The sequence below is a fragment of the Pontibacter aquaedesilientis genome (assembly GCF_014773225.1).
Taxonomy (GTDB): Bacteria; Bacteroidota; Bacteroidia; order Cytophagales; family Hymenobacteraceae; genus Pontibacter; species Pontibacter aquaedesilientis.
The window spans coordinates 216,754-236,331 of the sequence record NZ_JACXAJ010000002.1; the positions used below are offsets into that span (position 1 = coordinate 216,754).

Below are 19,578 nucleotides of genomic sequence, written 5' to 3' on the forward strand. Positions count from 1 at the left end.
GCAGACTACACAATCCGCTTCCCGTGTCCAGGAATAAGAGCCGAAATTTAAGCATGAACATGAAAAAATTAACAGGTGTCCTCTTGATCGATGATGATGACACTACCAATTTTTTGAATCAGCGACTACTCGAACGCATGCAGGTGACAGACAATATCCGCACGTTTGTGAACGGTAAGCAGGCTTTCGACTATCTATACAATGTAAGCAACAACAATTACGAGAAGACCGACAGAAACTATTTTCAACCTGAGCTGATCTTCCTGGACATCAGCATGCCGGTGATGGACGGATTTGAGATGCTGGACCTGTATGAGCGGCTTAACCCCGAGTTCAGGGAAAAGATCGTGTTGGCCGTACTGACAACCTCTACCCACCCACAGGACACGTATGCCGTTCAGAAGTACTCGGCAGACTACCTGACAAAGCCTTTGACGGCCGATAAGGTAAAGGCGCTGCTGGACAAACATTTTGACGCGGACGGCAATAAACTGTAATCCTACTAAAAGTATAAAACAGGCCGGTATATAAGGTTGTCACAGACCTTATATACCGGTTTTTTGTGCCTGGCACAGACTCACTCCAAGTAAACTCAGCGCAGACTAAAAGGAGAAGCCAAAGTTAGACTTGATCAGTAGGTTCAGGACCACGCCCATGCCAGCCAATAACAGCCCAAGGCCAATTAGCTTTTCCAGATTCTGAGCCGGTGGTCTGTGCTTCTTCATCAGGTTGCCCGCTAATGCACCTAGTGCGAAGGCCGCCATCAGGGGGAGGCTACGGCTCCAGAGCACGTTGCCTAACAGGTAGTGGCTAATAAAACCAGTGAAGCTTGTGATTACCAGGATGAAGAGCGAAGTCGAGGTGGCAATCTGTGAAGGCATCCGGAACAGCTTGATCATCATAGGCGTTTGCAGGAAGCCACCCCCAATGCCGAAAAGCCCTGCAATGATGCCAGAGGCAAACCCGAACACAGACACGACCCCGCCATTGAGTCGGTAAGCCAGGTGCTTGGCCCTGTTCTTCCGGATAAAAGAAGTGGGTGCCCGGCGGATTCGGTACATCATACCTGAATGTCGCGCCAGTTTTTTCTTTTTAGGAATCACCATAAACCCGCCCACCACCAGCACAAAAAGCGCAAAGATGATCTGCAGTTCGGATACAGGCAAAAAGGCCACCATAAATGCGCCCAACACGGTGCCCATCACAGCCGGGAATTGTATGAGTGAGCCCACCAGGTAGTCGATACTGCGGTCGCGGAGGTTGAACACGGAGGCGATGATAGACGCCGGCACCAAAGCCGACATAGTGGCACCGATAGCGATCTCGATGTTGTAGCCGAAAAAGATAATCAGGATAGGGACCATGAAGACGCCCCCCCCGAATCCGATAATGGTACCAAACCCGCTGACGAGGGCGCCTACTATAAAAATGATAAATTCTTCCATTCGCAAAAGCCCCGCAGGGCTGGGGTCCTATACCTTAGATGGCAGGTATTCTATTCTGCTACAGGTACGAATTTAAAGTCATCTCCGTTAAATAATCCTTTGTCACTGAGTTTGAGCGACGGTATAACCAGTAATGCCATAAAGGAAAGCGTCATGAAAGGCGACGCCAGTTTGCTGCACATGTCCTTGCTCATGCGGTCGATGGCAGCATAAGCTTCGGCCACTTCGTACCCATCTGCCGCCGACATAATGCCAGCCACCGGCAACGGTAGAAGTCGCTCGTTCTCTCCATCCACAGCGACTACCCCGCCTTTAGCTTCAATGATCAGGTTCACAGCGCGGGCTAGGCTCTCATCATCCACTCCCACCGCGATGATGTTGTGGGAGTCGTGCCCCACCGACGAGGCAATGGCACCACGGTTTATACCTACGTTTTTGATAAAAGCAACGGCAGGCTCGGCGTTCTCATACCTGTTCACCACCGTGATTTTGAGAACATCCTGCGTTACATCCGATTCGATAAAACCATTTACGGTCTTTGGCTCAGCCCATACCTGGTGTGTGATCAATTGACCGTCAAACGCTTCGATCACCCGTATCTTCGAGGCATCGTCAGCCGCAAGCCGGAACTGCTCCGGTTTCTTTGGCGCTGTGTTGAAGTTATTGATCTCCTCGCTTGGCGTGAAAGCGATCTTGGATTTCCCATTGTCCGCTACCAGTTCACCGTTGATGTAAGTGGCCTCTATACCGAAGTTATCCAGGTCGTCAACCACGATAAAATCAGCCGGGTCGTTTTCACGCAGCAGACCGACTTCCAGTTTGTAGTGCGCTACCGGGTTCAGGCTGGCGGCACGCAGCACCTGGAACAGGTCATGGCCCTTGGCCAGCGCCCGTTTCACGAGCAGGTTCAGGTGACCCTCCACCAGGTTATCGGGGTGCTTGTCGTCGGAGCAGAACATGATGCTGTCCGGGTGGCTGGCGAGCAAAGGTATAAGCGCTTCGAAATTCTTGGCGGCGCTGCCTTCCCGTATGAGTATTTTCATGCCTACGGCCAGCTTGTCAATCGCCTCTTCGGCTGTGAAGCACTCGTGGTCGGTCGTGATGCCAGCCGATGCGTAACGAGCCGCCTGCTCGCCGCGCAGACCGGGCGCATGGCCATCCACGGCTTTGCCATACTTCTTTGCCAGTTCTATCTTCTTCATCACCACCGGGTCGCGGTGCAGCACGCCGGGCCAGTTCATCATCTCGGCCAGGTACTTTATTTCGTCCCGCTGAAACAATGTCTCAATGTCGGCAGCCGTTATCTCAGCACCAGCTGTTTCGAAAGGTGTGGCAGGTACGCAGGAGGGGGCTCCGAAATAGAATTTGAAAGGTACTTTCTTCCCGTTCTCCACCATGTATTCCACGCCTTTTATACCTAGCACATTGCCAATCTCGTGCGGGTCCGACACAGTGGCAACGGTGCCGTGTGGCACGGCCAGTCGGGCAAATTCGGAGGGTACCAGCATCGAGCTTTCCACGTGCACATGGGCATCGACAAAGCCCGGTAAAATATAACGAGTTGAGGCTGTGGCTTCACGAACTATTTTAGAAATATGGCCGTTTGACACATGGACCGTGCCTTCATAAATCTCTTGCTGGTGCAGGTCTATGATGCGTCCGCTAACGGTAAATGGAGTATGCATGGCAGGAATGGCTTAGTGATATAAATTGCCTTTGTAATAGGGTTTGAACCCTAAAATTACTTTATATTTGCATTAAATTCAGTCGTTTTGAGAAAGATAATTTCATATTTGGTGCTTGCTGCATTTCTGACCACTGGCACGCTGGCGGGCTGTACAGCTAAAACACCCCAGCAGAAAAAGACGGCTGCATACATGAAAAAAAGCAAACGTGGCAACACGCCATGCCCTTGCGATTCCAACTAATTCCGAATAGCTTGTCATGAAAAAAATCGTAATCGCCATTGATGGCTACTCTTCGTGTGGTAAAAGTACAACTGCGAAGCTGGTAGCCGCTGAACTCGGGTATGCCTATATCGACACGGGTGCGATGTACCGCGCGGTTACACTTTACTTCCTGACGCACCACGTGAGCCTGACCAACCCCAAAGAGGTGAACGACGCCCTGGATAAGATCGACATCACGTTTCACTACAACCCAAAAGTCAAAAGAAACGAAGTGTTTTTGAATGGCCTGAACGTGGAAGATGAGATACGCAAAATGTACATCTCCAACCAGGTGAGCGAGGTGAGCGTGGTAAAGGAGGTGCGCCATGCCATGGTTGCCCAGCAGCAAAAGATGGGCAAGAAAAGAGGCGTGGTAATGGACGGACGCGATATCGGAACTGCCGTGTTTCCGGATGCGGAGGTTAAGATTTTCATGACAGCCGATGTGGATACCCGCGCCAGGCGCCGCCAGGATGAGTTGCTGGAAAAAAAGCAGCTGATAAACCTCGACGAGATCAAGGAAAATCTGCTGAAGCGCGACCTGATCGACTCAACCCGCCAGGAGAGTCCTTTGCGTCGTGCGGATGACGCTTTTTTGCTGGACACCTCGCACATGACCATTGACGAGCAGGTAGAGTTTGTACTCAATAAAGTGACTTCCCGTATCTTTAACGGCGAGTATGCATTGCAGGAATAGAGGTATAAGGAAATGAACGTAACGATAGATAAGAATTCCGGTTATTGCTTCGGCGTGGAGTTCGCCATCCAGATGGCGGAGGACGAGATGGAGAACTGCGAGGAGCTCTATTGCCTCGGCGATATCGTGCACAACAGCATGGAAGTGAAGCGGCTTTACGAAAAAGGGCTCCGCATCATCGACCGTGACCAACTCAAAGAACTACGTGACTCCAAAGTGCTTATCAGGGCGCACGGCGAGCCGCCGGAAACTTATAAGATTGCATTAGAAAACAACATCGAGCTGATCGACGCTTCGTGCCCGGTCGTGCTCAAGTTGCAAAACCGCGTGAAGCACGCCTTCGACACAGATAAAACCAAGGGTGGACAGATCGTGATCTACGGTCAGGTGGGCCATGCAGAGGTCATCGGTCTGGCAGGGCAAACGGGCGACGAGGCCATCATCATCACCACCGAAGAAGATTTGGACAAGATAGATTTCTCACGTCCTGTCACACTCTTCAGCCAAACCACCAAAAGCACGAAAGGCTTTTACCATATCAAATCCCTGATCGAGGAGCGCATCAAGCAAGCCAATCAGGACAGCACGGCTTTTAATGCCAACGACAGTATTTGCCGTCAGGTATCAAACCGCGAACCGCAACTGACTAAGTTCTCAGCCGAGCACGATGTGATCATATTTGTAAGCGGCAAGAAAAGCTCCAATGGCAAAGCACTTTACAGTGTGTGCAAGCAGCACAACCCGAACAGTTACTTCGTCGAGAATGAGGAGGAACTGGAGAAGGCATGGTTCGAAAATGCGGAGAGCGTAGGTATATGTGGGGCGACGTCCACTCCCATGTGGCTCATGCAGCAAGTGGCCGATAGCATCGAAAAAATGACGCTGCAAGAGGTATAGCAGTAGACACATACTGAAAACCATTTTCATTTTTACTACTTTTGGGCCTTGCTTCTGCAAGGCCTTTTTTTAATGAATCATCCCGCATGAAACGTATTTTACGCTATTTTCTGAACGGACTCCTGATTGTGGCTCCTTTTACCATCACCGTTTGGATTGTGGTAGCCATTATCGACTGGCTGAACAGCATGTTCGACCTGGGTATACCTGGCTTGGGTATCTTGCTGATGTTCGTACTGCTGACTATTATTGGCTTTATCAGTTCATCCTTCTTTGTGAAGCCGTTTTTTGTCATTACGGGGCGTTGGTTCAATAAAGTACCTCTTGTCGGCATTGTTTATTCCAGTATCAAGGATTTGTTTGACGCCTTTGTGGGCGATAACCAGAAGTTCAACAAGCCCGTGATGGTGAAAATGTCGGAAGATTCGGACAACCTGAAGTTTGGGTTTGTAACGCAGGAGACGCTCAGCACCGTGAACGTGGAAGAAAAAGTGGCGGTGTACTTTCCGCACTCTTACAACTTTTCGGGTGAGCTCTTTGTAGTGCCCAAACGAAACGTGGTATACCTGGACGCGCCAAGCAGCGATGTGATGAAGTTTATTGTGTCAGGCGGGGTATCCAGGCTATAGTCAGGCTAAATAAATCTTCTGATCTGTTAAACCTTATTGGTATGCATGCCGAATAAGTTTAAAAGAATCTCTTTGCCAATTTAGAATGCCTTACATTGTTCACGAAGGAACCAAGCTGCACTATCGAGTGCTGGGCCACGGCAAACAGCCTTTGCTTGCTTTCCATGGCTATGGCCAAAGCAGTGGCTATTACCTGCCCATGCAGCAGGCGCTGGGCAGCGACTATACCATCTACGCCTTCGATTTGTTCTTCCATGGGCAAAGCACCCTGCACAAGGATAACATGCCGCTCGACAAGGATTTTCTGCAGGAGTTGATCAGCCTGTTTCTTCAAAAGGAAAAGGTAGAGAACTTCTCGTTGATGGGCTTCAGTATGGGAGGGAAGTTCGCGCTTACCCTCGTGGAGCGCTTCCCCGAGCGTATTGAGGAGCTTTTTCTGATCGCGCCGGATGGCATCAAGACCAGCTTCTGGTACAACATTGCCACCTACCCCGGTTGGCTGCAGCAACTCTTCAAACGCACGGTGCTCAAACCGGAGCCTTTTTTCAAGCTGCTTAACGTGCTCAATAGGTATAACATGATCCACAAAAGCCTGGTGCGCTTTGCCCGCTTCCAGATGGACAGCACCGAAAAACGCCTGCGGGTATACCGCAGCTGGATCGGTTTCCGTGAGCTCAACTTCGACATACGCCAGATCGTGCGCCTGCTCAACCAACGGCAAGTGCCTGTGACCATGTTCCTGGGTGAGTTTGATCAGATCATTTCTCCCAAGCGGGTAAGTATATTTGTGAAAGCTCTGCAGAAAGGGGAACTCATTGTACTTAAAACTGGGCACTCGCACCTGCTGCAGGAGGTGGCGGAGTTGCTGCATGCGAAGAAAACAGGGCATAGTCCGTCTTCATTCCCAGATACCTAAGGTATAGCGATTTGTAGGTATAAATTGTTTGTTCAACTTGCATTGTTTCATAGCTTCGCCTGTGCGGCGGCACTCACTTTTTTCCTTGATGAAAAAAGTAAGCAAAAAAATCAAGACGATTTTAAACTCGCTGACCGCTCAAACACAAAATCGTCGATTGTGCACTGTGCTGATGTCATCTGTTGCATAGCAATTTGTTCTATAGTTCTCATGCAAGTTACTCTTACAATGCGTGCCAGTGGTTTTTGATAATTACGACAAGGCTAATACTTGCAAAATTTCAATGGCAGGAATTCCCCGCCTTAGACAAGGAGGGGCTAGGGGTGGTTGGATACGCAATTACAGAAAGTCCCCCTTCGAAGTCGAAGATCCCGAACATGATTCGGGAGGGGCAGGGGGATGAAAATCATGCACAGGTATACAGCCAACTACAACGCTTATACCTACCAACTGGTGATAACAGATTCCCCCCTTAGACAAGGAGGGGCTAGGGGGGGACCCGGCACTTCGAAACAACTTCACTACAGGGGGTATACTTTAGATATAACAGGGTGCACAGCTCCCCTCCTGTTTTTAGGAGGGGCTGGGGGGAGGTAAAATCCTATGTATCCTTCCTAATCCTGAAAATCCTGATCCCGATTCGTTGAACGTAAAGCATTATGCTTAAATTGGCCTTCGATGAAAGAGGAGAACCTAAAAAAGCCCAAACCAGAGAAAAAAATCATCGGCAGGCGCGAGATGGTGGCCTTCCCCGAGTTGGATATCGACGAGATAGAGGCCAAGATAGATACCGGTGCTTATACTTCGGCAATACATTGTTCGGATATACATGAAGAAAACCGCCCCGACGGAACTAAAGTTATCTGCCTGGACTTATTAGACCCATCTCACCCGCAGTACAACCACAAAAAACTGACGTTTTCTGATTACTCGCTGCGCGATATACGAAACTCGTTCGGAGATGTGCAGGAGCGCTACGTTATCAAGACCAAGATCAAGTTTTTCGATGAATTGATTGAGGCGGAGTTTTCGCTCTCGGACCGCAGCGATATGAAATACCCCGTGCTGATCGGGAGAAAATTGCTCAAGGGTCGGTTTATTGTAGATGTTTCCCGTAAAAACATCTCACTCAAATTCAACAACAAACAAAAGAGAAATAAATAGTATTTATGAAAATAGCGATTCTCTCCCGCAACCCGAAGCTGTATTCTACCCGGCGCTTAGTGGAAGCAGCTCAACAGCGTGGGCACGAAACTGTCGTACTCGACCATTTGCGCTGTGACCTCGTGATCGAACAGGGCGACCCGCACATCCTCTACAAGGGAGAACGCTTGACTGATATCGACGCAATCATTCCGCGAATTGGAGCTTCTGTTACCTTTTATGGCACAGCCGTAGTACGCCAGTTTGAGATGATGAAAGTGCAAAGCGCCGTGGATTCCCAAAGCATCGTGCGCTCCCGCGACAAACTACGTAGCCTCCAGATCCTTTCAAGAGCAGGCTTAGGTATGCCCAAGACCGCTTTCACCAACTATTCCAAAGAAACCTCGGGACTGGTGAAGGAAGTAGGGGGCGCACCGCTGGTGATCAAGTTGCTGGAGGGCACTCAGGGACTCGGCGTCGTGCTGGCCGAGACCAAAAAGGCGGCCGAGTCAGTGATCGAGGCATTCCATAACCTGAAGGCCCGTATTATTGTGCAGGAGTTTATATCAGAGGCAGGTGGCGCCGACATTCGTGCCTTCGTGGTAAATGGTGAGGTGGTAGGTGCCATGAAGCGACAGGGCAAGGAGGGCGAGTTTCGCTCTAACCTGCACCGTGGCGGCAATGCCAGCCTGATCAAACTCACGCGCCAGGAAAAGGCTGCTGCCCTGCTGGCTGCAAAGTCATTGGGTCTGGGTGTGGCTGGTGTCGATATGCTGCAGTCCAAACGCGGACCATTGATTCTGGAAGTAAACTCATCGCCAGGTCTGCAAGGTATAGAGAAGGCCACCAACAAAGACATAGCCGCCAAAATAATAGAGTATGTAGAGGGGCTGGCCCAAAAGAAAAAACCGAAGAAAGTATCTGCCAAAAGAGTAAAGGAATAGCATGCCCGAAACCATTAAAATAAACGGGGTCTCCATTGACCGCGGTGAGAAAGTATTGACCCGACTGGTGATTTCCAAGCTGCCGAGCGGGACCGTAATTGATATTCCGGTGTATGTGTTCCGGTCGGTGCACGATGGGCCGGTGCTGCTACTGATGGCCGGTATGCACGGCGATGAGGTAAACGGTACTGAGATCATACGCCGCATGCTCACGCGCAAAATGCTGTACCCGCTGAAAGGCACCATCATTGCGGTGCCCATCCTGAACATATACGGCTTCCTGAACTTCTCGCGCGACGTGCCCGATGGCAAAGATGTGAACCGAAGTTTCCCGGGTAACAAGGAAGGGTCGCTGGCCAGCCGCGTGGCGCACCGCTTCATGAAAGAAGTGATGCCCTATATTGACTACGGCGTGGATTTCCATACAGGCGGCTCAAGTCGGGGCAACTATCCGCAGATACGCTGCGTGCTGGCCGAACCAAAAAACCAGGAACTGGCCGAGGCCTTTTCTGCGCCTTTTACCATGAATGCTACGTACCGACAGGGTTCGCTCCGAAAAGAAGCCGCCAAATTGGGCAAGCAGATTCTGGTATATGAAACCGGTGAGGCCCTGCGTTTTGATGAACGGGGTATAACGATGGGTATAGAAGGAACGCTGCGCCTGATGCAACACCTGGGTATGGCAACCAAAGCCCCTGCGGCGAACGAGCCGAGCATTATTTGTATGAAGGATACATGGGTGCGCGCCAAAAACGCAGGCCTGTTTCGCAGTCAGATAAAAGAGGGGGAATACGTGAAAAAGGGACAGATTGTAGGATCAATTACGGACCCTTATGGGGAGATGGAAGTGCGCTTGTACGCTCCGGCGGCAGGTTATATAATCGGGCTCAACAACATGCCAGTAGTGAACCAAGGTGACGCCTTAGTGCATATCGCTTTCTGAGAAATAGAGTAATCGTTTGCGGGTTTAACCGGTTTATCGTCCTAACAGAGAATTGTTAGGACGATAAACCGGAATAGATAAAAGAAGGGCCCGCTGCATCTGCAGCGGGCCCTTCTTTTATTTAGAATTTCAATAATTAGAATACGTAGCGTACGTGCAGGGCTGAATCCCAGTAGCCGCCACCGCGCGGTATGTTGAAATAAGGCTTGATGTCCGCCCCGATGGTGAAAGGAATGTCTCGGATGTAGTACTCCAGGCCCAAAACACCATCAACACCAAAACTCACCACATTGTCATCGTAATGCTCATCGTAGTGCTTATGATGGCGCACATAGTAATAGCGCCCCTCATGGAAGCCGACATGGCCACCCAAACCATAGTACCACTGCAGGCCTTTTGCATTAAAGGCTGGCGCGTGTTTTTCGTAGAGCACCGTGACAACACCGCCCCTATGTCTGAAGTTAGTGCTTAGGATACCCTCGATGGCAGCGTCGCTCTTGATGAAATGCTTAATGGTAAGACCGGAAGCAACGCCTCCTCTAAAGCCAATGCCAGTTTTGTACAGCTGTGCCTGAGCACCGAAAGCCAGCGCCATCACCAATGACAAGGTGAATCCAACGCGAAGAAGTGTTTTCATTGTTCTATAAAAAAGTTAAATATGCTGCTCGCCAGCTAGTAACATCCTGCCGGCAGGGTGCAAAATTATAACTTCTAACGTTGTTACAAACTAATATTATATCCAGGTGCAAAAATTTAGGTCGGTTGCTTGTAGGATTGCAGATAGGCCGTCTTGGAAGTGCGCTTGCCAATCAGCTTGAAGAAAGTTATAAACTCTTGTTTGTCAAGCTGCAAGGCTTTGGCGAAGGCGTCTTCTTCATCTGATTTCTCATAGTCTTTGATGTAATGCTCCCGCACCAAATGTGCCTCACTCAATTCCTGAGCCACCTCAATGTGTACAAGTCCCGTCTTCTCCCATAACTTGCGCCACCAATCTATGGTGTGAATAAAGTACCAATAGTTCTGATAATCCTCTTGCAGGAAATCCGGGGCCTGCTCAGGGGTTTCGATCTCGTTTCGGAAACACACATCCACAATGGCGATATGGCCCTGGGGTTTGATGAAGCGGGCAATGTAAGGCAAGTACTTCTCGTCGGTGCCGAAATAGGTATAGGAATCCACCACGATCACGGCATCGAAATACTCTTCAGGAAATGGCAGGGAACGGGCTTCCATCTCGAGCGGAAACACCTTGTCCTCGCAGCCCTCGCTGCGTATGCGCTCGTAGTTGTCGCTGGCTGACACGGCTTCGTCCACAGCCCAGACGGTAACCCCAAACTCCATGGCCAGGAAAATGGAACTGATGGCTTTGCCGCAACCCAGGTCCAACACCCGCATACCGGGCTTCAGGTCCAGGGACTTGGTGAGGCTCTCGAGGTTGAAGAGTACGTTCTCGCCCATGGAGTGCTTGCGCACCCACTCAGGGTCGTACTGCGAGGCTTTCGGGAAGGCGTGTCGTATGCTTTTCGGCGGCATAGGTATAGGCATAAGGTGCCTTGCAGCTTACGAGGAGAGGAAAGGTATAGTTAGCTACCCAATCGCTCTATTTCGTCCGAAAGGTATACTTTATCGCCTTTCTGGTTTTGGGCAGCAGCCTCCAGCATCGCTTTGGCAACTGTCTCGGCTTGGATAGGGCGGTACTTACGCAGCGGCCCGATCATGAGGGCAGAGAGAGGCCGCATGATCTTAGCGCTGATTTCCTCGCCTGTGCGGTGCTCCTCCCGCTCACCTAGCAGGAGCGAAGGCCGGAAGATGTGCACGGCGGTAAAACCCATCTGACGGATATCGCGCTCCATCTCACCTTTCACCTTGTTGTAGAATATGCGGGAATCAGCGTCGGCACCCATAGACGATACCACCAGGAATTGTGTGGCCTTTTTTTCGAGGGTTACTACTGCCAGCTTTGTCACATAGTCGTGGTCGACTTTATAAAAAGCCTCCTTGCTGCCCGCTTTTTTGATGGTAGTGCCCAGGCAGCAGAACACATCATCTGCCACCAGTTCAGACTTAGCCTTTTGCAGGTTGTCGAAGTCAACGATCTGTTGGTCGAGCTTGGGGTGGATAACAGGCAGTTCGCGGCGTCCGATAGAAATCACCTGGCTATACCTGTCCGTTAACAGAATAAGGCGTAGCAAGTGGCTGCCCACCAGGCCGCTGGCTCCGGCAATTAGTGCGGTTCGGGTTCTGTGCATGTGCGATTGATTACGCTGAAAGTACGTGATTCTTTGCTATATAGGCTGAAAAATATAATACTTTCCTGCAAATAACCCGATAACCCGCAGGGTTCGTGTGGCCAGACCTACAGGCTTCAACCTGTAAGGTATAGCGATGGATTTATTCGTCAGCTTTGAGGCGAATGCTGTCTTCGTCGATCTCGATCTTGCCGGCTTTGTACAGCCCTCCGATCGCTTTTTTGAATGTCTTCTTGCTCATGCCCATGATGCGGTAAATCTCGTCGGGGCTGCTGCTGTCCGACACGGGCAGGTAGCCTTTGGCCTTCTCAAGCACCTCCATGATCTTGTCGGCCGCCTCGCTGGACTCGCTCAGGCCGGTGGTGCCGGGCTTGCGCAGGGTGACGTCAATCTTGTTGTCAGGGCGGATGGTCTTGATATAGCCTCGGATCTTGTCGCCCATGTGTAGCTCTTTGAACACCTCGTTTTTGTAGAGCATACCCATATAGCGGTTATCGATGATCACCTTGATGCCGATCTCGGTAAAGCCGGCTACCAGCAGCTCCACTTCCTGGTTCTCGGTCAGTTCGGTGGCGGCCTCGTCGTTGTGCAGGTATTTGCCGAGTTTGGTAGTGCCTACTATGCGGTCGGAGGTTTCGTCGAGGTATACATACACGCAGTATCTGCGTCCGGGGCGCATTTTGTCCTTCTGGTTGTGCAGCGGTACGAGGAGGTCTTTTTCCAGGCCCCAGTCCAGGAAGGCACCGAAGTCGGTGCTGTCTTTGCAGGTAAGGCAGGCGAACTCGCGCACGGTGGCGTTTGGTATAAGATTGGTGGCAATCACACGGTCTTCGGAGTCGCGGTAGACAAATACTCTTACCTTGTCGCCTACTTGGGCACCCTCCGGAATGTACTTGCGGGGCAGTAGGATGTCGCCGTCTTCAGAGGTCAGGTATACGCCGAAGTCCACTTCACGCGCTATCTCCAGTTCGTTGTAATTGCCAAGATCTACCATGGTATTGCTTTGATAAGTATAGAATGCTGCAAATATAGTGAAACCATTTCAGGTATAGCCTTTCGGATTCAGTTGTACCTCTTATACCTGTAGGCAGGGGCAAAAGGATACACTGTGTCAGGCGAGTGATCAGTCTCCTGTGTGAGGCTCCTTCAAATTAGAACAGAACAGGCAGCCCGCGCGGGCTGCCTGTTCTGTTGCCAGTAAGATAAATGAAACTTAGGCTTTTGCCTTCTTAGTGGTTTTGGCCTTTCCGTTCTGCCCTTTGGCCTGCTTGTCTTCCTCCTCCATGATGTCATCCGGCGTGGCGATCAAGCCGATGGACAGGCCGTCTTCCCCCAGGAAGTGCTCAATGTGGTGGCAGCGATCCTCGGTCTTGATCAGTATGCCCTCTAGGAGCGCCTTGGTGGCGAAATCCTCGTGTTGAAAAGCCAGTTTGATGGACTTGCGCAGTTCCACTGCGATGGTCTTCTCATCCTCCATGTCTTTCTTGAGCATTTCCCGGATACGGAACACGCCTTCTTCCTCATGCGCAATGTAGGACAGTTCCATCTGCTTAGCCGGGTGGCAAGTAGGGCAGTAGCCCATCACCGTCAGGCGTTCGGCAATTGCATCGTATTGCTCATGTATCTGGGTATAGTGGTCTTCAAAAAACAAATGAAGGTCACGGAACTGTGGGCCTTCCACCATCCAGTGGTGCTTGTGGTATTGGTTGTACAGGGTGATGAATGACGACAAATGACGGTCCAGCTCTTTGGCCATAGCCGTTGCCGTGATCTTAGACAGCCCCACCGGGTTGCCTTCATATTCTGATTTTTCTCTTAGCTTTTCCATGTTCAGGGTTTGTGAATTTGTCTGTGTTTGTACAGGAATTAGCTCAAAAGGATACAGAAATTTACCTGAACTCGGCTATACCTGGCTGCGTGAAGCGAAAATCAGCGAAGTCGTAGTAGGGGCGCGAAGACTCATAGATGCGGAAATTGCTGAAGTCTTCGTTTTGCGGAATTTTAGGGTAGTAGCCCACCAAGATCTGTATCGTGCTGAACGAGAGGTACTCGTTGCGGAAGCGTATACCTGCCCCGAACCCGCGATACGGCGTGTTCCTGAAGGGCGAGCTCTTGTTGCCGTACGACAGCCAGGCCACATCTGCGAAAGCCACCGTCGCCAGTCGGAAGCCGAACAGCGAGAAAGGGGTATAGAGGTTGGCCTCGTAGTTGAGCACCACCCGGCGGTTGCCCCTCAAAAGCCCCGACCGAAAGCCCCGGAGCCCCTCTTCATTGTTGATGGAAAGCAGCTCCTCCGGGTTGCGGTTGATTCCGATCGTGCTTCGCCCAAGAATGAAGTGACGGAGCTTCCAGTTGCCGTTTTCGTACAGTCGCGTAAAATAAAGTGACTCTAACTCCAGCATGCCCTGTTCCCAACTGCTGCCCCTGATAAACGAACCATAACCGGCTCGGCTATAGAAGTAGCCAAAGTCCTTGTTATACCTGGCAAAGGAAACATCAAGTCCAAAGTATCGACGATCAAAAAGGTCGCCCCGCTCATAGCCGTACGCAGCAGAGATCAGGGTGCCGGCCGGAATATCCTCCGTTCGGCCAAAGCCATACAGGTAACGGTCTTTGTAATAGCGGCGCACACTGTAACCCACGCTGCCCATTACCAGCATGTTGTCCTGGAAGTTCTCGGTAGGTTTGGTGTAGTAGTTTGTGTTGATGAAGCGCAACGCCGTAATGAGCCTGCCGCGGGGCTCGAATCCCAGATTGTAGCTTTTGAACTTAAAAGAGCGGCCCAGCCAGAAGTCCTGACGGTGGTAACCCAGGTCCGCAAAGCGCTGCACGGTGTCCTCTGGTACAGGCGGTAGCAGCAGCAGCTCGTCTATCTGACTGGCCCCGGCGGCCCCGGCGTATCGGGTATTGGTGGCAAAGAAGTCGCGGCGCACAAAGGCGCTTTTCTCCTTGTAAAAGTTCTCGTTGATGTAGGTGAGGTCTGCCCTGACGTAGGTGTTGCCAATGTTTTCGACAGTATAGCCCCCTGTCGCTTCCCAGGGCCTGGGAGCGTTCATGTTGAAACGATAAGAGCCACGCACTTGATGGCCCAGCCCCAGAAAATTAAGCTCCCGCAAGGCAATGCGCCCCGCCCCCGACGAGGGGGTGTAAGACCCCGAACCGCCCAGGCTGAAGATGTCTTTGGTAATGACCAGCACATCCACACTGTCCTGGGTGGTGGTCCGTTCGTCCACGATAATGCGGGCGTCGAGCAGGTAGTCGGTCTGGCGCAGCAATCGTTCTGATTCGACGAGGGCAAGTGGCTCGAGTGGCTGCATACTGCGGAAAAGGAGCTTATTACGCACCAGGTGGCGACGTGTTTTGATGTGCAGCGAGTTGCCGGCTTTCTCCAGAAAGCTCTGCGGAATCCGTGTGGTGTCGTTGATAGAATAGCCAAGCGCATCCAGTGTCATAATGTTGACATTCCGGACAATCTTGTAGTTATGCCGCTCATATTCCCGCTGGATCAGCTCGGCGTCCAGCCCGATCAGTTCTTCCTCCCGACGGTCAAAGACAAGGATGGCCTTCAGGAGCTTGCCCATGATGGTCTTGCGATGAGAGATCTCACGCAGGTTGCTCATTACCCTTTCATCAAACTTCTGTTTCGTGGAGTCGATTGGGGTCGCTAGTGTGTCCTGCCGAGTCGGCACCTCTTGCGCAAAGGCCATACCCGATAGCAATAGCATGCCCAGAAGGCATATGGGTACATGGCGAAAAAAGGTCAGATGTGGAAAAGCCATGGAATATCAGGGCGCAAACTCAGGTATAATCAGCTATTGTACGGAAGAACCTACTAAGATAACGTTTTCTGCTGTCATCGGTAGGGTAAGTCCGAAAATATCAATTGCTAAGTTGTGCTAATTATTTTAGTTAATAGCGATGTGGATAGTTTGTTGATAAATATAAATGCTAAAAATATTGGGTTTTTTAAGAATATAGTCGTAATTTTAAAACCGTTAAGAGACTAGAAACCAGTATATGGATAGCAAAATAAGCGATAAACTAAAAATATTAGCAGACGCGGCAAAGTATGATGTTTCCTGCTCTTCCAGTGGTGGCAAACGTAAGAATGATAACAAAGGCCTGGGCAATGCAGAGGGTATGGGTATCTGTCACAGTTACACAGAGGATGGGCGCTGCGTCTCGCTGCTTAAGATCCTGCTGACCAACTTCTGTATTTTTGATTGCGCTTATTGCGTGACCCGCAAAAGCAACGATGTGCAACGCGCCGCCTTCACGGTGCAGGAAGTGGTGGACCTGACCATTAACTTTTACCGACGCAATTACATCGAAGGGCTATTCCTGAGCTCTGGCATTTTCAAGAACGCAGATTATACCATGGAGCGCTTGGTGCGGGTGGCCAAAAAGCTGCGCCAGGAGCACAAGTTTAATGGGTATATCCACCTGAAGACCATACCTGGTGCCAGTGACGAGCTCATCAAAGAAGCCGGCCTGTATGCTGACCGCCTGAGCGTGAACATTGAGTTGCCGTCGGAAAAGAGCCTGCAAAGCCTGGCACCGGAGAAGAACTACGGCGAGATACTGGTTCCGATGGGTTCCATCAAAGACCAACTGGTGCAGGCAAAGGAAGAGAGCAAACTGTTTAAATCGACGCCTAAGTTTGCGCCGGCTGGCCAAAGCACGCAACTGATTGTGGGCGCCACCGCCGAAAGCGACCAGCAGATACTGCAGCTCTCGGACCAGCTCTACAAAGGGTATAGCCTGAAGCGGGTATACTACTCGGGCTATGTGCCGATAAGCACCGACAGCAGGCTGTCAATTATCACGGAGCCGCCCATCATTCGGGAGAACCGCATCTATCAGGCCGATTGGCTCATGCGCTTCTATGGTTTCGACGTGAAGGAGATCGTGGATGAGCAGCACCCTAACCTGGACCTTGACATTGACCCGAAGTTGTCGTGGGCACTGCGCAATCGACACGCCTTCCCGGTAGAGATCAACACAGCCGATTACGAAATGATACTGCGGGTGCCAGGTATAGGCGTGAAGTCCGCCAAGAAAATTGTGTCGGCCCGCCGGTTTGCCCCTTTGCAGTTTGACCACCTGCGCCAAATGGGGGTGGTGCTGAAGCGTGCAAAGTATTTCATTACCTGCCAGACCCGCAGCCTGCAACGGCAGGACTTTGACTCAGAGCAGCTTCGCCGCAAAATCCTTTTTGGCGATGGCTCGGTTCGCAGCGCCCTGCTCACCCAGCAACTGGATCTGTTCCGGCAGGTAGGCTAATAATAAACTATTGATGATGGCAGAGGCGAAGGAGAGTAAGTTAAGTGACTTGTGTAATCAACCGAAGCATACACCTTTTCAACCTATTCAAAAAACGATGAGAAATTCAAACAAAGTTGCCCGTGTTTCCTGCTGCTGCAAACTCAATATGCTGGTGCCGCACCTCCAGAGCCTCGCTTCCAGAATGCAGGCCGACAGCAAGCGTGAGAAAAGCCGCGGGAACTACATTGCCCAACAATAACTGAAACTGTCTGCCTGTGTATTTCTATACCTACGACGGATCCTTTGAGGGATTGCTCACGGTTGTGTTTGAGGCCTACGAACGGAAGGCCTGGCCTACTGCCATCGAGCAGGAGCACTTGGCGCAGCCTTCCATGTTTGGGGAGAACATCCGGGTGGTGACCGATGAGCAGAAGGCAAGCCGCGTGTGGCAAGGGTTGCAGCGTAAACTGTCAGCGGCGGCACTGGAGTCGCTGTACTATACCTACCTGTGGGAGCAGGCAGGCTTCGAGCGTTTGATTTTTGACTATGCACGGCTCGTGTTCGACTCTGCAGAGAGCGTAGAGGGAAATTACACAGCCCCATTCATCTTGCAGGTCCAGCAGATTTACAAGCAAGTGCACCGTGAGAAACATCGCATGGAAGCATTCGTGCGGTTCCAGAAAACGGCTGATGGACTCTTTTATGCCTCCGTCTCCCCAGACTTCAACGTGCTCCCGCTTATTGTGCGCCACTTCGAGAAACGCTATGCTGACCAGCGCTGGGCCATTTATGATACCATCCGCCGGTACGGAGTATATTATGATTTGAAGAAGACAGACTTTGTGCAATTAGAGAACCCTGGCCTCACCCCGAAGCAACAAGGCGTTCTGAAAGCCAGTGAGTACGACGAGAACGAGACAAAGTACCAGTTGCTGTGGCAGGTGTACTTTGATAACGTGAACATACCGGAGCGCAAGAATCCCAAACTGCATTTGCGCCATATCCCTAAACGCTACTGGAAGTACCTTTCGGAAAAGCAACCGCGTTTACATTAAATTCTGACGGACGGTAAGGGGCTGTGGCTCAAGGCGTATTCATAACAGGGGATGCATTAAGTTCTATCAAGGCCCAAAAATTCGCAACACAAGACAACCTGCAAGGCCAATTTGGAGTATAAACCAATATATAGATATTTTTATTGATAAAATGAGCGGCAGTTTCCCCACTATCTGACAGTTGGTATGAATTACTTGCTGCCATTCACTTTTTGGAAGAACGATGAATACACGCGTACGAAAAAAACTCATTCAAGTAGCCCGTGGACGTGCTCACCTGATGTCATTTCAAAACCTGATCCAGGAGGCCGAGCTAGGTCTAAATCTGGAGAACTCCTACGAAAAATCACAGCTTAACGAAGTTATCGACGAGATATCGGAATCAGAGCATGCCGCCGGGAGGCCCCTTTTGAGTGCGCTGGTACGAGTGAAAGGGCGCCAGAACCAAGGCGACAGCTTCTTTAAACTTTGTGAGCGCCTGGGATATGGCGACTGGAAAAGCTTGAAAAAAGACCACGAGTTCCTGGAAGGACAACGGCAAACCTGCCGCGAGTTCTGGCAGGACAGTAAAAACTTCTCATCCTACCTTTAATACTGTGTAAAGAGGCAGGTCCGCCCGCATTCCCTGGGCCTGCTTCTTTACTTCCCTCTTACTTTTACATCTACTATTCTGCCCTCGGCCGACACCTCGCCGTTGGTGTATACCTGATATTCCATAGGTAAAATCAGGCCCTTTCCTATGGGGTTGTACTCCTTAAAGTCAGTGTATTGCAGCATGGGGTTTGGCTCATGCGCCTCGTGCCAAGCTAAGGCAAGTACTCTACCCGTTTGTTCAGACAGAAACAAACGGGCTTTCTGTGTTGGATTAAAAGGGTTGGACACAAGCAATTCGTTTGCCGTGCTGTTTTTGTATTGGCAATTGCGTTTAAACTCAAACATAGAATTTCCGTTTTGCAACAGCATTAAAAAATTAAGAAAGTAGTTACGCTCCAGCTGTTCTTTTTCATCTTCAGGCAGTGGTGTCCGTACGCCGTCGATTACCTGCCAGGCACCGGAACCGCTCAGGGTTTTGACAATTGAGATGCCTTCGGAAGAAGTTGTAGCCGTGAGCTGCCTGTTCTTAATATCCAGGTAATAATTTGTTCGGGTAGTGGCGGGTGGCACGTTCGTGTAATCCGTCTCCAATACACTGTACTCCAAAGTACCCAATCTGCTCAGGCTTCTTTCCCCTCCATGTGCCTTTAACATCTCTTCCCGGATGGATTCAGATCGGGCCTTCTCTCTGCCCGAAGGTTGAGCATACAGAAAACCTCCCGCCAACAGGGTTACTGCCAGTAGTATGGTTTTCTTTACTCTTGTAGGCCAAAAGCTAACAAGACCCGGGAACATCGATATTATATTATTCAATATGTTTAATTATTAATTTTATTGGTATTGTTATATTGA

At 50.6% G+C, this 19,578-nt stretch carries 21 protein-coding genes; 12 read left to right on the forward strand and 9 right to left on the reverse strand.

The annotated features are described in order from the left end of the window. Positions 1-59: 59 nt before the first annotated feature. The gene (locus H9Q13_RS05885) at positions 60-497 is read left to right on the forward strand and encodes a response regulator (RefSeq protein ID WP_191182851.1); all 438 of its coding nucleotides are present in this window, start codon (positions 60-62) and stop codon (positions 495-497) included. A gap of 105 nt (positions 498-602) precedes the next feature. Here the strand turns inward: H9Q13_RS05885 and H9Q13_RS05890 are convergent, their stop codons facing one another. Both H9Q13_RS05890 and ade read right to left on the reverse strand, forming a co-directional pair. Beyond that, entirely contained in the window at positions 603-1,445 is an 843-nt protein-coding gene (locus H9Q13_RS05890) for a sulfite exporter TauE/SafE family protein (protein ID WP_191182852.1), read from the reverse strand. 50 nt (positions 1,446-1,495) lie between these two features. Further along, the gene (gene ade, locus H9Q13_RS05895; protein ID WP_191182853.1) at positions 1,496-3,130 is read right to left on the reverse strand and encodes an adenine deaminase; all 1,635 of its coding nucleotides are present in this window, start codon (positions 3,128-3,130) and stop codon (positions 1,496-1,498) included. A 259-nt stretch (positions 3,131-3,389) separates the two neighbouring features. Here ade and cmk point away from each other — a divergent pair, with 259 nt between their 5' ends. The 7 genes from cmk (at position 3,390) to H9Q13_RS05930 (ending at position 9,563) form a co-directional block, all read left to right on the forward strand. After that, positions 3,390-4,091: a (d)CMP kinase gene (gene cmk, locus H9Q13_RS05900; RefSeq protein ID WP_191182854.1), complete on the forward strand. Its 702-nt coding sequence runs from the start codon at positions 3,390-3,392 to the stop codon at positions 4,089-4,091. Between the two features lie 12 nt (positions 4,092-4,103). Further along, complete coding sequence (locus H9Q13_RS05905) at positions 4,104-4,988, forward strand: 4-hydroxy-3-methylbut-2-enyl diphosphate reductase (protein ID WP_191182855.1); 885 nt, start codon at positions 4,104-4,106, stop codon at positions 4,986-4,988. Between the two features lie 86 nt (positions 4,989-5,074). Next, positions 5,075-5,617: a DUF502 domain-containing protein gene (locus H9Q13_RS05910; protein WP_191182856.1), complete on the forward strand. Its 543-nt coding sequence runs from the start codon at positions 5,075-5,077 to the stop codon at positions 5,615-5,617. Between the two features lie 85 nt (positions 5,618-5,702). Continuing rightward, positions 5,703-6,533, forward strand: coding sequence for an alpha/beta fold hydrolase (locus H9Q13_RS05915; RefSeq protein WP_191182857.1), 831 nt, complete (start codon positions 5,703-5,705; stop codon positions 6,531-6,533). Positions 6,534-7,211: 678 nt separating this feature from the next. Further along, positions 7,212-7,697, forward strand: a complete 486-nt coding sequence (locus H9Q13_RS05920; RefSeq protein WP_191182858.1) for an ATP-dependent zinc protease family protein — start codon at positions 7,212-7,214, stop codon at positions 7,695-7,697. Positions 7,698-7,702: 5 nt separating this feature from the next. After that, entirely contained in the window at positions 7,703-8,620 is a 918-nt protein-coding gene (gene rimK, locus H9Q13_RS05925; RefSeq protein WP_191182859.1) for a 30S ribosomal protein S6--L-glutamate ligase, read from the forward strand. Between the two features lies 1 nt (position 8,621). Beyond that, positions 8,622-9,563, forward strand: coding sequence for a succinylglutamate desuccinylase/aspartoacylase family protein (locus H9Q13_RS05930; protein ID WP_191182860.1), 942 nt, complete (start codon positions 8,622-8,624; stop codon positions 9,561-9,563). Between the two features lie 136 nt (positions 9,564-9,699). Here H9Q13_RS05930 and H9Q13_RS05935 read toward each other — a convergent pair whose 3' ends face one another. The 6 genes from H9Q13_RS05935 to H9Q13_RS05960 form a co-directional block, all read right to left on the reverse strand. Then, the gene (locus H9Q13_RS05935) at positions 9,700-10,200 is read right to left on the reverse strand and encodes a hypothetical protein (RefSeq protein WP_191182861.1); all 501 of its coding nucleotides are present in this window, start codon (positions 10,198-10,200) and stop codon (positions 9,700-9,702) included. Between the two features lie 116 nt (positions 10,201-10,316). Continuing rightward, positions 10,317-11,096: an SAM-dependent methyltransferase gene (locus H9Q13_RS05940; RefSeq protein WP_191182862.1), complete on the reverse strand. Its 780-nt coding sequence runs from the start codon at positions 11,094-11,096 to the stop codon at positions 10,317-10,319. A gap of 50 nt (positions 11,097-11,146) precedes the next feature. Beyond that, complete coding sequence (locus tag H9Q13_RS05945; protein WP_191182863.1) at positions 11,147-11,812, reverse strand: oxidoreductase; 666 nt, start codon at positions 11,810-11,812, stop codon at positions 11,147-11,149. Positions 11,813-11,954: 142 nt separating this feature from the next. After that, entirely contained in the window at positions 11,955-12,806 is an 852-nt protein-coding gene (locus H9Q13_RS05950; protein WP_191182864.1) for a CvfB family protein, read from the reverse strand. Positions 12,807-13,025: 219 nt separating this feature from the next. Next, positions 13,026-13,640 (reverse strand): Dps family protein, encoded by a 615-nt coding sequence (locus tag H9Q13_RS05955; RefSeq protein ID WP_191182865.1) that lies wholly within the window; start codon positions 13,638-13,640, stop codon positions 13,026-13,028. Positions 13,641-13,701: 61 nt separating this feature from the next. Then, on the reverse strand, positions 13,702-15,537 hold the full coding sequence (locus tag H9Q13_RS05960; protein WP_224744108.1) for a BamA/TamA family outer membrane protein: 1,836 nt from the start codon (positions 15,535-15,537) through the stop codon (positions 13,702-13,704). A gap of 292 nt (positions 15,538-15,829) precedes the next feature. Between H9Q13_RS05960 and H9Q13_RS05965 the strand changes: the two genes are divergently transcribed. The 4 genes from H9Q13_RS05965 to H9Q13_RS05980 all read left to right on the forward strand — a co-directional run bounded on the left by H9Q13_RS05965 (position 15,830) and on the right by H9Q13_RS05980 (position 18,724). Next, on the forward strand, positions 15,830-17,095 hold the full coding sequence (locus tag H9Q13_RS05965) for a putative DNA modification/repair radical SAM protein (protein WP_191182867.1): 1,266 nt from the start codon (positions 15,830-15,832) through the stop codon (positions 17,093-17,095). 97 nt (positions 17,096-17,192) lie between these two features. Continuing rightward, entirely contained in the window at positions 17,193-17,336 is a 144-nt protein-coding gene (locus tag H9Q13_RS05970; protein WP_191182868.1) for a hypothetical protein, read from the forward strand. Positions 17,337-17,352: 16 nt separating this feature from the next. Beyond that, a complete protein-coding gene (locus H9Q13_RS05975) occupies positions 17,353-18,132 on the forward strand; it encodes a TIGR03915 family putative DNA repair protein (protein WP_191182869.1) in 780 nt (259 codons plus the stop codon). Positions 18,133-18,355: 223 nt separating this feature from the next. Next, a complete protein-coding gene (locus H9Q13_RS05980) occupies positions 18,356-18,724 on the forward strand; it encodes a hypothetical protein (RefSeq protein ID WP_224744109.1) in 369 nt (122 codons plus the stop codon). A gap of 47 nt (positions 18,725-18,771) precedes the next feature. On the opposite strand, the gene H9Q13_RS05985 is transcribed toward H9Q13_RS05980, so the two are convergent. Beyond that, complete coding sequence (locus H9Q13_RS05985; protein WP_191182870.1) at positions 18,772-19,539, reverse strand: hypothetical protein; 768 nt, start codon at positions 19,537-19,539, stop codon at positions 18,772-18,774. Positions 19,540-19,578 lie beyond the last annotated feature (39 nt).

Bases quoted from the DNA above. Each gene is read 5' to 3' on its own strand.
- H9Q13_RS05965 (WP_191182867.1), top strand. From the start codon at position 15,830: ATGGATAGCAAAATAAGCGATAAACTAAAAATATTAGCAGACGCGGCA.
- H9Q13_RS05915 (WP_191182857.1), top strand. From the start codon at position 5,703: ATGCCTTACATTGTTCACGAAGGAACCAAGCTGCACTATCGAGTGCTG.
- H9Q13_RS05950 (WP_191182864.1), bottom strand. From the start codon at position 12,806: ATGGTAGATCTTGGCAATTACAACGAACTGGAGATAGCGCGTGAAGTG.
- H9Q13_RS05920 (WP_191182858.1), top strand. From the start codon at position 7,212: ATGAAAGAGGAGAACCTAAAAAAGCCCAAACCAGAGAAAAAAATCATC.
- H9Q13_RS05960 (WP_224744108.1), bottom strand. From the start codon at position 15,537: ATGCTATTGCTATCGGGTATGGCCTTTGCGCAAGAGGTGCCGACTCGG.
- H9Q13_RS05935 (WP_191182861.1), bottom strand. From the start codon at position 10,200: ATGAAAACACTTCTTCGCGTTGGATTCACCTTGTCATTGGTGATGGCG.
- H9Q13_RS05980 (WP_224744109.1), top strand. From the start codon at position 18,356: ATGAATACACGCGTACGAAAAAAACTCATTCAAGTAGCCCGTGGACGT.
- H9Q13_RS05970 (WP_191182868.1), top strand. From the start codon at position 17,193: ATGAGAAATTCAAACAAAGTTGCCCGTGTTTCCTGCTGCTGCAAACTC.
- cmk (WP_191182854.1), top strand. From the start codon at position 3,390: ATGAAAAAAATCGTAATCGCCATTGATGGCTACTCTTCGTGTGGTAAA.
- H9Q13_RS05940 (WP_191182862.1), bottom strand. From the start codon at position 11,096: ATGCCGCCGAAAAGCATACGACACGCCTTCCCGAAAGCCTCGCAGTAC.
- H9Q13_RS05890 (WP_191182852.1), bottom strand. From the start codon at position 1,445: ATGGAAGAATTTATCATTTTTATAGTAGGCGCCCTCGTCAGCGGGTTT.
- H9Q13_RS05910 (WP_191182856.1), top strand. From the start codon at position 5,075: ATGAAACGTATTTTACGCTATTTTCTGAACGGACTCCTGATTGTGGCT.
- H9Q13_RS05945 (WP_191182863.1), bottom strand. From the start codon at position 11,812: ATGCACAGAACCCGAACCGCACTAATTGCCGGAGCCAGCGGCCTGGTG.
- H9Q13_RS05930 (WP_191182860.1), top strand. From the start codon at position 8,622: ATGCCCGAAACCATTAAAATAAACGGGGTCTCCATTGACCGCGGTGAG.
- rimK (WP_191182859.1), top strand. From the start codon at position 7,703: ATGAAAATAGCGATTCTCTCCCGCAACCCGAAGCTGTATTCTACCCGG.
- ade (WP_191182853.1), bottom strand. From the start codon at position 3,130: ATGCATACTCCATTTACCGTTAGCGGACGCATCATAGACCTGCACCAG.
- H9Q13_RS05885 (WP_191182851.1), top strand. From the start codon at position 60: ATGAAAAAATTAACAGGTGTCCTCTTGATCGATGATGATGACACTACC.
- H9Q13_RS05905 (WP_191182855.1), top strand. From the start codon at position 4,104: ATGAACGTAACGATAGATAAGAATTCCGGTTATTGCTTCGGCGTGGAG.
- H9Q13_RS05955 (WP_191182865.1), bottom strand. From the start codon at position 13,640: ATGGAAAAGCTAAGAGAAAAATCAGAATATGAAGGCAACCCGGTGGGG.